This window comes from Methylocaldum sp., assembly GCF_035627495.1.
In the GTDB taxonomy this organism is placed as follows: domain Bacteria; phylum Pseudomonadota; class Gammaproteobacteria; order Methylococcales; family Methylococcaceae; genus Methylocaldum.
On the sequence record NZ_DASPLO010000163.1, the window covers coordinates 25,156 to 37,489 of the forward strand.

Consider the following 12,334-nt stretch of genomic DNA (forward strand, 5'->3'; position numbering starts at 1 on the left):
GGATCAGTATTCTTCCGCCACTTTGCGGGCTTCGGCGAAGTTAAGGGTGCCCTCATAAATAGCCCGGCCGGTAATGGCGCCCATGACACCGTCGCCGACCACGTTACCCAAGGCATGAATATCTTGAATACTCCGGATGCCGCCCGAAGCGATGACCGGAATGCGTATGGAGCGCGCCAGCTTTGCCGTCGCCTCGACATTGACGCCTTCCATCATTCCATCCCGGCTAATGTCGGTGTAAATGATGGCTTCAACTCCGTCATCCTCGAACTTCTTCGCCAGGTCGATCACATCGTGATGAGATAACTTGGACCAACCGTCGATGGCCACTTTGCCGTCTTTCGCATCCAAACCGACGATAATGTGATTGGGAAATTCCGCCGCGACTTCACGTACGAAATGAGGCGCGCTGACCGCCTTGGTACCGACGATAACGTAATCGACACCGGCATTCAGGTACCCCTGGATCGTTTCTTCGTCCCGAATTCCGCCACCCACCTGGATTTGCACATCCGGATAGGCTTCGCGGATGGCATGGATGACTTCCGCATTGCGCGGAACCCCGGCAAAGGCACCGTTCAAATCGACCAGATGCAGGCGCTTCGCGCCCTCCGATACCCATTTTCCCGCCACCGCCACCGGGTCATCGGAAAAAACCGTATCGTCTTCCATGCGGCCTTGCCGCAAACGGACACACTTGCCATCTTTCAGATCGATAGCAGGTATCAAAAGCATAGGAAAATCCTCAATAACGGATAGAGTGAATAATCGGTGCCTTATCGCCCCGGGTCCCAGTTTAGAAAATTAGCCAGTAATCGCAAGCCGGCTTCCTGGCTCTTTTCGGGGTGAAACTGAACAGCAAAGATATTTTCGCGCACCAGCGCCGAAGCGAACGGCTTCGGATAATCGGTGGTCGCCGCAACATTAATGGAATTGACCGGCCGAGCGAAATAGCTGTGAATGAAATAAAACCAACTGCCGGATTCGATGCCTTGCCATAACGGATGATCGGTTTCCTGATGGACCCGGTTCCATCCCATATGCGGAATTTTCAAGGATTGGCCTGCGCCGTCCGTCATCCCGTCGGCGAAGCGCACAACTTGCCCGGGAATCAAACCCAAGCAAGCCGTCCCATTGTTTTCCTCGCTCTCGTCGAGCAAAGCCTGCATCCCTAGGCAGACGCCCAAGAGCGGCTTCGAAGCCGCCACCTGTTCCAAAACGGTTGCGAGGCCCCGATCGGCCAATGCATTCATGCAATCGCGGATCGCTCCAACCCCCGGAAACACCACCCGGTCGGCATCGAGAATTTTATTAGGATGATCCGTGACGATCACGGCGGTTTCGGAGTGGGCGTGCTGAAGCGCCTTGGCTATGGAATGGAGATTTCCCATTCCATAATCGATGACTGCAACGGAAGACATGGTCAAAAACGGTGGGGTGAAAGTTCCGTGGAAATTTCTTAAATTAATCCCTTAGTCGATGGGACGACGTCCTGCATCCTAGCATCCGGTTCCAAGGCCATTCTCATGGCGCGGCCGAAAGCCTTGAAGATGGTTTCGGCGATATGGTGGGCATTCTGTCCCTTTAGATTATCGATGTGTAAGGTAACTCTGGCGTGATTGACGAAGCCCCGAAAAAACTCGAGTAGCAAATCGACATCGAATTCGCCTATACGGGCACGCGGAAAAACTACGTCGTAAGATAAACCGGGGCGCCCGGAAAAATCAATCACGACGCGCGACAAGGCTTCGTCCAAGGGAATATAGGCATGGCCGTAACGCCGTATTCCCTTCTTGCTGCCCAATGCCTTTTCCACCGCCTGGCCCAGCGTAATGCCGATGTCCTCCACCGTGTGGTGGGCATCGATGTGCAGATCGCCCTTCGCACGCACCTCAAGGTCGATCAACCCATGCCGCGCCACCTGATCCAGCATGTGGTCGAGGAAAGGAACACCGGTCTCGAAAACGCCCACGCCACTCCCATCCAAGTTAAGACAAACCCGAACCTGGGTCTCCAATGTATTGCGATCTACTTCGGCGGTACGGCTCGTCATAAATGATAAGAGGTCTTCTGGATCAATCCGCCCTACATGATATAACGGCTAGCGGGTCTTGCTAAGCCCGATTCACGATAGCTATCGACCCATTCCGCACGTAAGCACATGCTTACATCATTTTCAGCCTTTTCTGACTTAGCCGGAAGAAGAACTTCTGCGACACTCCTCAAGTCGCCAACACGGAAGTCAGGATTGCCAAATCTCTTGCAGGATAACCATCAGGACGTGACTTGATAGCCAACCAAGCAGGCGATAGCCCCGAGCGAAAGGAATTCGTTTCGGGGCTTCTTTATTACGCGAACGCAAAATCAACTCGCGATTGCAAAAAAAAGAGACTGGTGGGGACACCAACTATCGACATGCAATCTTTTGACCCGTTACTCATGGCCCAGCCTGTATCTTACTGGCAATCGTGCCGTCCTTAGCAACTCAGCCACCCCATCAAGATTTCTGCACATACAGTTTGCAACTGGCATCACGATTTCGATCAATCGCTGACGGAAGCTCAGCTTTTTCCACACCGATGGTGTGTCTCCTCTGAGAGCATTTCGGCAAAATCCGAACTGCATCAGTTGTGCTAGATTTAGCATCAATCTAGTTTCGTTAAGTCCCTTTAAAAACCGTCTCGCCCTACGATATCAGCAGAATTGCTTACGCCATTCCGTAGAAACCGCACCCAATAGACGAAGAGAGAAAACTATGTTCGGTTGGTTTAAAAAGAATAAAGAACTCGATGTGTTTGCTAAGACCCTGGCGCAAGACATCGCTAAACGCTATCCACCTGCTATGGATTCAACGAAGGAAAAGAAGATTTCTGTCAACCGACTCAGCAGAATTCTTGAAGATTCGTACAACAAAGCGCAACAGTATAAACAAGCCAATAAGCTGGGCGTTTACCGAAAGGCAAGGCTAGGCAATAACTTCCGATGGGAACTGAAAGAGCTGGGATATAGCTCTGAATTCATCGATACAGCGACAGAAGGCTTGGTTGTCTATTTAAGCCGCAAGTAACTTACTGGAGTAGGCAGCAAGGTCTAGACAAGCCCGCCCGAAAATCACGATGCTAAGCACAATTCTAAGACAGGCAGTCGATGGATTGCGGCGACTGAACTCTAACCGATCAGATCGACAAAGCGAACTCAAAAGCATTACAGAGCAAGTCCGGCAGCATTTGGAACGAGGGGAAGTTCTTCAAGCTGAAGCTCGTTGCAAGGAGATCTTGACTGCAAGCCCCAACCATCCCGAGGCCAACCATCTGCTTGGCCGTATAAAAGGTATGGGCGGAAACTACAGCGAAGCCATCCAGTTTCTCCAGCGAGCCATGCATAGCGACCCCGGTATGGCAGAGGCACATACAGATCTCGGAAATGTATTTCAATTGCAAGAGGATTTAGAGCAGGCTACAAAAAGCTATGAACGAGCAATCAACATACGACCTGATTATCTAAATGCTTGGTATAACTTAGGCTGCACACTCAAACGACAGAATCACAACGAAAATGCGGTCGATTGCTTCTTGAAAGCCGTTGAACTCGAACCAGGGTTTGAACCAGCCGTTAAAGACCTAATTGCTCTACTCGACCGATTGGGAAGGCATGAGCAAGCGCAGAATATTCTGATCAAGATTCTGGACATTGACTCCAACCATGTAACTGCACACGCTGGTCTCGGCTATATCCTGCTAAAAAGATATTTCGATCCAAAACAGGCCCTTTCTCACTTTAATGAAGTTATTCGTCTACGATCAGCCGACTCAGAACTATATGGAAATCGAGGCATCGCCCTACAGGACTTGGGGCTGGTAGATGAAGCAATCCAAAGTTATGACAAAGCATTAGAGCTAGCACCGATCAACCGTTGGGTACGGTTTCACAGAAGCCTTGCGCTATTACTTCAAGGTCGCTTTGAAGAAGCCTGGCCCGACTACGAAATTCGGCTTGAAAGTGAGGATCGCCCAAACCGGAATTTCCCGTTTCCAGTTTGGGACGGCTCCGACCTCACGAATAAAACTATATTAATTCATGGAGAGCAAGGACTGGGTGATGAGATAATGTTAGCTTCTTGCGTGCCGGATGTAATCGCTAGCGCAAAGCATTGCGTAATCGATTGTTCTCCAAAGCTCGAATCTATTTTCGAACGATCTTTCCCAGAAGCTACTATTCACGGCGGCAGCCAGAACGACGACCTAAATTGGTTAACTGATATGCCCCCGATAGACTGCCACTTGCCTATCGGCAGTTTACCGCTTCACTTTCGCAGAACCCTTAAAAAGTTTCCAAATCATCATACTGGCTATCTAAAGACAGATGAAAGACGTGTTGCTTACTGGCAAGCGAAGCTCACTGCTCTGGGAGAAGGGCGAACAGTCGGAATCTCGTGGCGTGGCGGCACCCTACAATCACGAAGCCCTATGCGCTCTATTCCACTTGAACATTGGTTACCAATCTTGCAGTCAAAAAAGGTCCATTTCATCAATTTACAGTTTGGTGAATCGGCAGCGGAGTTGAGCAAACTTTCTGAGATCCATGGGATATATATCCACAACTGGCCCGAAGCGATTAATGACTACGATGAAACTGCCGCTCTTGTTTCTGCCATGGATCTTACCATCAGTGTCTGCACTGCGATTATTCACCTTGCAGGTGCCTTAGGAAAAGACGTATGGGTAATGGCGCCCAAGAGTCCAGAATGGCGGTACGGTCTTACTGAAAACTCCATGCCCTGGTATCCAGGGGTGAAAGTATACCGACAACTTCACTATGGAGACTGGTCATCCGTAATTTCAAGCATAAAAACTGACTTAAGTATATTTTCTAAAGAACGAAACTCCGACTCTATTACTCGATCAACAAGGGTCTAAAGTGATGTCGTACAGTCGACTAAATCCAAGCCAACGCTATAACAATCTCCTCGATCAATATCGCGAAATGCACACTGAGGGCGAGAAGTTCATCGGTATACCAGCCGAAAACACCTTTCCTGGTTTGAGCTTACCGCCTCAAGCACAAAGAATTAAACGATTGATTAAACTAACCGAGTCTGCAAATTTACTTGACTATGGAAGCGGCAAAGGCAAGCAATATGATCCTATGCCATTTAAAGCCGGGGATCAAGATATATATGACAGCATTCTCGATTATTGGGATATCGATTCCGTTCACTGTTATGATCCATGCTATACCCCCTTTAGCAGGTTACCGGAGAATAAATTCGACGGCGTGATATCAACTGATGTATTAGAGCATTGCCCTGAGGAAGATTTGCCCTGGATAATCGAAGAAATGTTCTCATTTTCAAGAAAATTTCTGTTTGCCAATGTGGCCTGTTATCCCGCAAAAAAGCGCTTACCAAATGGCCAAAACGCTCATATCACCATTAAATCCGAATCCTGGTGGCAAGACATTTTTCATAAGATATCTACAAACTTCCCTGGGATAGTATGGGAGGTTTGGATTCAGACATTGACAGATACTAATCATGGCAAAAGCATGGTCGAAACTTGTCTTACCAATCAAAATACTGACCATTAATTAGCATCACCATATCTTATGTTAACCGTAACGTTGGTAATCTTTAAAGGCTAATGGTGATGCTACCAGGATTAATATCATGACCCTCTCCCTAGAAGAATATGAAAGCTACAATCCTCATATCAAAGTAGAAAGTAACGGCATCTGTGCAACGTTCTCCACACCTAACCGGCATACAGTCTGGCGAGCTCAAACTCTTTTTACGAAGGAACCAGACACGATAGAGTGGATAAGCACCTTCCGGCCAGACGAAATTCTTTTTGACATTGGCGCTAATGTTGGCATGTATACCATTTGGGCAGCAAAGGCGAGTGGGGTACGAGTTTTTGCATTCGAACCCGAGTCTCAAAATTATGCGCTACTTAATAAAAATATTTACTTAAATGATTTAGACAAAACAGTTGATGCCTTCTGTATCGCTGTCTCTAATGAAACACGTTTTGATCAGCTACATCTAAGTGAATTTGTGCCCGGAGGATCTTGCCACAACTTTGGTGAAGCAATAAATTTTCAACATGAACGCTTCTTAGCCCCGTTCACACAAGCATGCTTCTCAACAACGATCGATAAACTTATCTTAGATGACAAAGCCATCCCTTCTCCAAATCATATTAAAATTGATGTCGACGGAATTGAGCATAAGGTAATTGAAGGCGCCAGGGGTACATTAGAGAGGGCAGACGTTAGATCCGTACTTATTGAAATTAATACCAATCTTGAAAAGCACTGGGAGATCATAGATTTCATGCTCGATTTAGGATTTGATTATTCACAAGATCAAGTAATGAAGTCACAAAGAAAACAAGGCTCATTTAAAGGGGTTGGAAATTATGTTTTTCGACGCTGAGCAGTACGTCTATTATCAGATTGCAAATACACATATAAATCGCTATCCATTCCCGCACTTTTATATAACCGATATTTTTCCAGAAGACTTTTATAAAGCTCTTTTAAAATTTTTACCAAGTAATAGCCAGTTTAAACGTCTCGATGAAACTGGAACAGTACCCAAGGGCTCATATCCAGAAAGATTTATATGCTCTTTATCTGACCTAAACCAAAACGAGGAATTTTCTGCCGAACACCTAGATTTCTGGAGACAACTATCTTCTTGGATAAACGGAACTCGCTTTCAAAACGTATTACTACAAAAGTTTCATAAAGACATCAAACAGCGCTTTGACAAAGACATAAAATTGGTCATTGAAAATGATGTTAGATTAATTAGAGACTTTTCAAACTACTCTATTCCTCCTCACACAGACACACAAAGAAAGCTGATTTCGCTTTTATTTTATCTACCACATGACGACAGCCTTAAACATCTGGGAACTTCAATATATTCGCCAACCGATGAAAGCTTCGTTTGTAATGGAGGTACGCATCATAGCTTTTCAGAATTCAAAAAGGTAACCACTGCACCCTTTACACCAAATTCTCTCTTCGGTTTTTTAAGAACTGACAACTCTTTTCATGGGGTAGAACCTATAACCGAGACAGGAATTCAACGAAATCTTCTCCTATATAATATCTATATCAACAAGATCGTTAGGCATGCTGCCTAACGATCACCTTACTAACCTGGACTCGTAAAATAGAGCAACCTATTTATATTGGTAATCCTTCTTTGGCTGACAAAAATAATAACCAGTACCAATTTGACGGGTACACGCCAGCGGACTTCGATGCAAATCTTTGCTTAAAAGTGCCTCCACTTCTTCTTGCTTCGATTTTTTATCTTTCCCGCCACTTACTGATGCCTTTTATAACACTGGCCATTCAACGCAAGACCGGCACAAACGAAATGGATTACCTTTTAAAGGGGATTGGCGGACTACATATGCTAACAAGCATACCGTCCTTATTTATTTTAACAGCCTGGATCAAACGTTCTCGAAAATCTGGCTCTTTAGTTCGATGGATTTGGGCTAGAGCAGCATGGTTCTTAATTGCAGGCGCTATCCTAGATATCACCCTCTTATCATCGATGACCAAGGACTGGCTTAAGGGTTTTGCCACAGCCCAACTTCTTTTAGATGTTTATGTACTCATCTATGTTTGTTGGTCCCGCAAGGTACGTGACGTCTTCTCGGATTTTCCGCAACCTTCAGGAAAATAATCCGCCTCGACCTATACTTACTCTACGTTGTGATGAAAGACATCCAACTTGAAACCAATGGCATATCGCCTCAATTTCCGCTTTATTGGTACAAGATCGTATGAGCAATCTTAATCCATTTATAGGGTAACAATATGATTAACGTCTTTATTGGATACGACCCACGAGAAGCCGTAGCTTTTAGCGTATTGAGCCATAGCATTCACGCACAAGCTACGCAGCCAGTGTCAATTACACCGCTCATGCTTTCGCAGCTTAAGGGCATCTATAAACGCGAACGACACCCGCTACAGTCGACTGATTTTTCGTTTTCGCGGTTTTTAACTCCATATTTGTCAAATTACTCCGGGTGGTCACTCTTTCTTGATTGCGATATGTTGGTTTTGCACGATATCGCGAAACTATGGGCGATGCGTGATAGCCGTTATGCAGTTATGGTGGTCAAGCATACTCACATTCCAAGGGAAGAGATAAAGTTCTTGGATGCACCGCAAACCAAGTACGAGAAGAAAAATTGGTCTAGTGTGATGCTGTTTAACAATGAAAAATGCAAAGCTTTAACCACTGACTATGTAAATTCTGCAAGCGGACTGGAGCTTCACCAGTTCAAGTGGTTGGAAGACGACAGTCTGATCGGAGAGATTCCACACTGCTGGAACCACTTAGTTGGGTACGATGAGCCTGACCCTGATGCCTCTTTGGTTCATTACACGATCGGCGGACCGTACTTTAATGAATTCAAAAACTGCGAACACTCAGACGCTTGGAACAGGGCACTTGATACGATGCTTCAGGTAGAGCAACGTTCGGCTCCATCTAACAACGGCAAGGTTGTTAATAGCCTGAGGATGCAACGGTGCTCGGTCGGATATTAAAAGAACTGGTTTCATCTAATAGGCAAAAACCAGTTAAGGAGCCGCACAGAGATCCCTATAGCGACGAACTTAAAAAAGGCTTTGACCAGTACCGATCCGGAGATTTTAGGGCGGCAGAGAAAGTTTTTCTTTCAATAATTCAGCATGCTCCCAACCACGTTGACGCACTGAATTTAATGGGGGAACTTTGTGCCAAACGCGGACAAATAGACATATCCGAAAAGTGGTATTGGAAAGCCCTTCAAAGCAATCCAAAATCGGCTCAAACACGTGTAGGACTTGGTTTGTTATTATATGAAAAAGGAGACCTTAAGGAAGCGCATACCCAGCTTAAAGAAGCTAATCGGTTACAACCCGATAATGTTGAGATATTAAGCAATCTTGGGGTCGTCGATGTAGCTCTAGGCAACACCGAATCAGCTACGGAGAAGTTTCAAGCTGCACTGCGCATTAATCCCAATTTTGCCCACTCTTGGAATAACCTCGGAATAATCGCCAAGAAAATTGGAAACTCGAAAAAGGCATTATATTGCTTTAAAAAAGCCATTGTAGCTAAGCCTGATTTTGGTTTGGCGCTGAGCAATTATGGCTTGGCGCTACGCGACGAAGAACAGTTGGTTGATGCAGAGCAACACTTGCGAGAAGCCATTCGATTGGCTCCCAATAACTCTCAAGTTCGCATAAATTTTGGGCTTCTATTAATTGATCTCCAGAATCTTTCAGAAGCACAAGAACAACTGCAGGAAGCCTTAAGAATTAACCCTAACAATGCAGATGTCCATACTGCACTAGGACTTTTATTCAAAAAGTTAGGCGATGTACCAAGAGCTTTTCATCATTATCAATGCGCCTTGAAAATTAATCCGGATGCAGCAGAGGCGAATTTTGGTCTGGGCGAGTTATATCTATGGTTAGGCAATTTCCAGGAAGGATGGCACCATTATGAGTTTCGGAGATTTTCCAACGAGTCTCCCATCCGCCATTTTCCCTATCCCGAGTGGGATGGGCAACCCTTGGAAGGTCGTACACTATTGGTTTATGCCGAGCAAGGATTGGGGGACATCATAATGTTCGGGTCTTGCTTATCTGACGTAATTTCACAGGCAGATCATTGCATTATTGAATGTCCCGCTCGTTTATCAAAGCTGATGGCGAGGTCTTTTCCGAAAGCTACGGTTCAAGGAACCGAAGCAAACGGTAACTTAGATTGGTTAGATAAACTGCCTCCGGTCCATAATCAAATTGCAATCGGCAGTCTTCCACGGTTTTGCGGCAATTCACCGTCAGGATTTCCATCGCATCGCGGCTACTTACAAGCTTCGTCTGATCGAGTGGCGTATTGGCAGCAACGGTTACAAGAGTTAGGTAAAGAAAATTTGAAAATCGGTGTAGCGTGGCGCGGAGGACTGATTCGCACTGACAGAATCCGCCGTTCGATCGATCTGGAAGAGTTGTCACCGATTTTCACGCTCCCCCAAATACGGTGTGTAAGCTTGCAATATGGCAAGTGCCAAGATGAACTAGCCATGCTGCAGGCAAATCATGGAATTGACCTCCCGCACTGGCAAGAGGCAATTGATGATCTGGATGAGACAGCTGCACTGGTAAATGCTTTAGACTTAGTTATCTGTGTCTGCTCAACGCTTGTCCATTTAGGTGGCGCCCTCGGAAGACCGGTTTGGGTATTAACACCGGATAATGCCAATTGGAGATATCTCAAAGAAGGAAGCTCATTGCCATGGTACCCCACAGTTCGCCTGTTTCGACAAACGCGCAAAGGCGACTGGTCAGAAGTTATTACCAAGGTTTTACGACAGCTTGAGAAGCCTCAAAGTCATTTTTCGACGCCATGCTGAACTGGTTTAAGAAACGTTGGAATTTCACGCAAGGTGAAAATGATAACGGGCGGGATACGGGAGCGTTAACGGATTCACTTACGATTGAAAATCTATTCATAACCGCGTCAGAACATGCTACTCATGGCGACATAGATAGCGCGGAGAAATATTGCAAGGAAATTCTGAAAATCGAGCGCTGGCATCCTGAAACCCACCAATTGTTAGCTGAGATTGAATCAGCCCAAGGCAATTATCAGGCGGCCATTCATCATCTCGAGGCTGCCGTTCACCACCATCGAGAGCCTGCTGAAATCTATTTTCGCCTCGGATCTTATTACCAAAAAATAGGGCAATTTGATGAGGCCCTCGATTGCTATCGAATCTCGACCCATTACGGACCTGATCGTGGACAGGCGTTTTTAGAAATGGGAAACCTTTACAAACAGAATGGCGAGATCGACCAGGCCATTCAATGCTATAAGAAAACGATTGAATTGGATCCTAGCTCGGCAGCCGCCTATGCACTGCTTGGGTCGCTGTATCACACTCATCGGCAGTTAGATGAGGCATTATTTAATTACCGGGAAGCTGTCCGACTAAAGCCTGATTTCGCCGATGTCTGGAATAATATAGGCAATGTCTTACTAGCAACCGAACAGTATCGACAGGCGCTTGAACCCCTTAAAACGGCAGCCACGCTTCAACCCAACAGCTCTAAAACTCGCCTAAATCTAGGATGCGCTTATCGCCATCTTGGCGAATTCGAATCTGCACACGATGAGTTTGAATTCGTTTTACGGAAAGAGCCAAACCATTTTGACGCAACCTGGTTCCGTTCTCATTTGTGGCTCGCATCGGAAGAGTGGGAAAAAGGCTGGTCCGCTTATGAGGCACGATTTCATGCTGAGGGTGTTTTAACCTTTCGCGCCCTGCCTTATGCGCCCTGGAAAGGGGAAGAACCATTAGACGGGAAAACCTTATTGGTCTTCGGCGAACAGGGTCTGGGCGATGAAATCATGTTCGCTTCATGCCTTCCTGACATTCTTGCACAAGCGGGGCATTGCATCGTCGATTGCAATAGACGCCTACTACCATTATTTCGCCGCTCTTTTCCGGCTGCGACTGTTGTGGGCAGCGATCATGAATTCACGCCTTCCTGGCTACGTGATGCCCCGCCGATCGATTATCAAATACCGATTGGTAGCTTGCCTCTCCATTTCCGAAACAAATCCTCAGACTTTCCTTCACATAAGGGATACTTACGAGCCGATCCCCAGCTTGTACGAAATTGGCAGCAGAAGCTTGCAGAACTCGGCGACGGATTAAAAGTTGGAATTTCGTGGAAAGGGGGAACGTCCCAAACGGGAATCAAGAACCGGAGCATCCCATTATCAGCATTAATACCGATTCTTGGCAAAACTCGCGCAAAGTTCATCTGCCTTCAGTATGGAGATTGCCAGTCAGAAATTGAACAGATTGAGCGTGAATTCGGCATAAAAATTCATTACTGGCGCGAAGCAATCGACGATTATGATCAGACGGCCTCGCTGGTATATACGTTGGATCTGGTCATAACAGTATGTACTGCCATCGTCCATCTAACGGGAGCACTGGGAAAACCCGCGTGGGTTCTGACTCCCGCAGTTTCGGAATGGCGTTATTTACGAACTGGCGAAACGCTGCCTTGGTATCCATCGGTCAAATTATTTCGTCAAAGAAAAGCAGGGGATTGGACTTCGGTGATCAATGAAGTAGCGGATTCCTTGGATAAATTCAGAGTTATGCTCGAAAGTTGTGGATGAGGGGCTGAGGTAGGCGGCGTATTCTGGATGGTCTTCGAGGTCATCCATTCCTGTTGAGAGGAGCGAATACGCCATGAGTGAAGATAAGGTCATTCGGTTGAAGAGTCCAGGGAC

At 46.3% G+C, this 12,334-nt stretch carries 12 protein-coding genes; 9 read left to right on the forward strand and 3 right to left on the reverse strand.

Annotated features, from left to right (window positions below):
* Positions 1-3: 3 nt before the first annotated feature.
* The 3 genes from hisA to hisB are packed head-to-tail and all read right to left on the reverse strand — an operon-like array spanning position 4 to position 2,053.
* On the reverse strand, positions 4-735 hold the full coding sequence (gene hisA, locus VEB01_RS14575; RefSeq protein ID WP_324876642.1) for a 1-(5-phosphoribosyl)-5-[(5-phosphoribosylamino)methylideneamino]imidazole-4-carboxamide isomerase: 732 nt from the start codon (positions 733-735) through the stop codon (positions 4-6).
* Between the two features lie 41 nt (positions 736-776).
* Complete coding sequence (hisH, locus tag VEB01_RS14580) at positions 777-1,421, reverse strand: imidazole glycerol phosphate synthase subunit HisH (protein ID WP_324876644.1); 645 nt, start codon at positions 1,419-1,421, stop codon at positions 777-779.
* Between the two features lie 38 nt (positions 1,422-1,459).
* Positions 1,460-2,053, reverse strand: a complete 594-nt coding sequence (hisB, locus tag VEB01_RS14585; RefSeq protein ID WP_324876646.1) for an imidazoleglycerol-phosphate dehydratase HisB — start codon at positions 2,051-2,053, stop codon at positions 1,460-1,462.
* A gap of 702 nt (positions 2,054-2,755) precedes the next feature.
* Between hisB and VEB01_RS14590 the strand changes: the two genes are divergently transcribed.
* From VEB01_RS14590 to VEB01_RS14630, 9 genes are all read left to right on the forward strand, one after another.
* Positions 2,756-3,067, forward strand: coding sequence for a hypothetical protein (locus tag VEB01_RS14590; protein ID WP_324876648.1), 312 nt, complete (start codon positions 2,756-2,758; stop codon positions 3,065-3,067).
* Positions 3,068-3,116: 49 nt separating this feature from the next.
* Positions 3,117-4,916: a tetratricopeptide repeat protein gene (locus VEB01_RS14595; RefSeq protein ID WP_324876650.1), complete on the forward strand. Its 1,800-nt coding sequence runs from the start codon at positions 3,117-3,119 to the stop codon at positions 4,914-4,916.
* Positions 4,917-4,920: 4 nt separating this feature from the next.
* Complete coding sequence (locus VEB01_RS14600; protein WP_324876652.1) at positions 4,921-5,586, forward strand: class I SAM-dependent methyltransferase; 666 nt, start codon at positions 4,921-4,923, stop codon at positions 5,584-5,586.
* Between the two features lie 79 nt (positions 5,587-5,665).
* Positions 5,666-6,433, forward strand: a complete 768-nt coding sequence (locus tag VEB01_RS14605) for an FkbM family methyltransferase (RefSeq protein ID WP_324876654.1) — start codon at positions 5,666-5,668, stop codon at positions 6,431-6,433.
* Positions 6,417-7,151, forward strand: a complete 735-nt coding sequence (locus tag VEB01_RS14610) for a hypothetical protein (protein WP_324876656.1) — start codon at positions 6,417-6,419, stop codon at positions 7,149-7,151. Before VEB01_RS14605 ends, VEB01_RS14610 begins: the two co-directional genes overlap by 17 nt.
* Before the next feature lie 62 nt (positions 7,152-7,213).
* Positions 7,214-7,705 (forward strand): DUF2919 family protein, encoded by a 492-nt coding sequence (locus VEB01_RS14615; RefSeq protein ID WP_324876658.1) that lies wholly within the window; start codon positions 7,214-7,216, stop codon positions 7,703-7,705.
* Positions 7,706-7,839: 134 nt separating this feature from the next.
* On the forward strand, positions 7,840-8,580 hold the full coding sequence (locus VEB01_RS14620; RefSeq protein ID WP_324876660.1) for a glycosyltransferase family protein: 741 nt from the start codon (positions 7,840-7,842) through the stop codon (positions 8,578-8,580).
* Positions 8,562-10,436, forward strand: a complete 1,875-nt coding sequence (locus VEB01_RS14625) for a tetratricopeptide repeat protein (protein WP_324876662.1) — start codon at positions 8,562-8,564, stop codon at positions 10,434-10,436. The genes VEB01_RS14620 and VEB01_RS14625 overlap by 19 nt, the downstream gene beginning before the upstream one ends.
* The gene (locus tag VEB01_RS14630) at positions 10,430-12,220 is read left to right on the forward strand and encodes a tetratricopeptide repeat-containing glycosyltransferase family protein (protein WP_324876664.1); all 1,791 of its coding nucleotides are present in this window, start codon (positions 10,430-10,432) and stop codon (positions 12,218-12,220) included. Before VEB01_RS14625 ends, VEB01_RS14630 begins: the two co-directional genes overlap by 7 nt.
* Positions 12,221-12,334: the final 114 nt, after the last annotated feature.

What these genes read in the sequence shown, in the direction of transcription:
- VEB01_RS14590 (WP_324876648.1), top strand. Translation starts at nt 2,756, where the DNA reads ATGTTCGGTTGGTTTAAAAAGAATAAAGAACTCGATGTGTTTGCTAAG.
- VEB01_RS14630 (WP_324876664.1), top strand. Translation starts at nt 10,430, where the DNA reads ATGCTGAACTGGTTTAAGAAACGTTGGAATTTCACGCAAGGTGAAAAT.
- hisB (WP_324876646.1), bottom strand. Translation starts at nt 2,053, where the DNA reads ATGACGAGCCGTACCGCCGAAGTAGATCGCAATACATTGGAGACCCAG.
- hisA (WP_324876642.1), bottom strand. Translation starts at nt 735, where the DNA reads ATGCTTTTGATACCTGCTATCGATCTGAAAGATGGCAAGTGTGTCCGT.
- hisH (WP_324876644.1), bottom strand. Translation starts at nt 1,421, where the DNA reads ATGTCTTCCGTTGCAGTCATCGATTATGGAATGGGAAATCTCCATTCC.
- VEB01_RS14620 (WP_324876660.1), top strand. Translation starts at nt 7,840, where the DNA reads ATGATTAACGTCTTTATTGGATACGACCCACGAGAAGCCGTAGCTTTT.
- VEB01_RS14595 (WP_324876650.1), top strand. Translation starts at nt 3,117, where the DNA reads ATGCTAAGCACAATTCTAAGACAGGCAGTCGATGGATTGCGGCGACTG.
- VEB01_RS14600 (WP_324876652.1), top strand. Translation starts at nt 4,921, where the DNA reads ATGTCGTACAGTCGACTAAATCCAAGCCAACGCTATAACAATCTCCTC.
- VEB01_RS14610 (WP_324876656.1), top strand. Translation starts at nt 6,417, where the DNA reads ATGTTTTTCGACGCTGAGCAGTACGTCTATTATCAGATTGCAAATACA.
- VEB01_RS14605 (WP_324876654.1), top strand. Translation starts at nt 5,666, where the DNA reads ATGACCCTCTCCCTAGAAGAATATGAAAGCTACAATCCTCATATCAAA.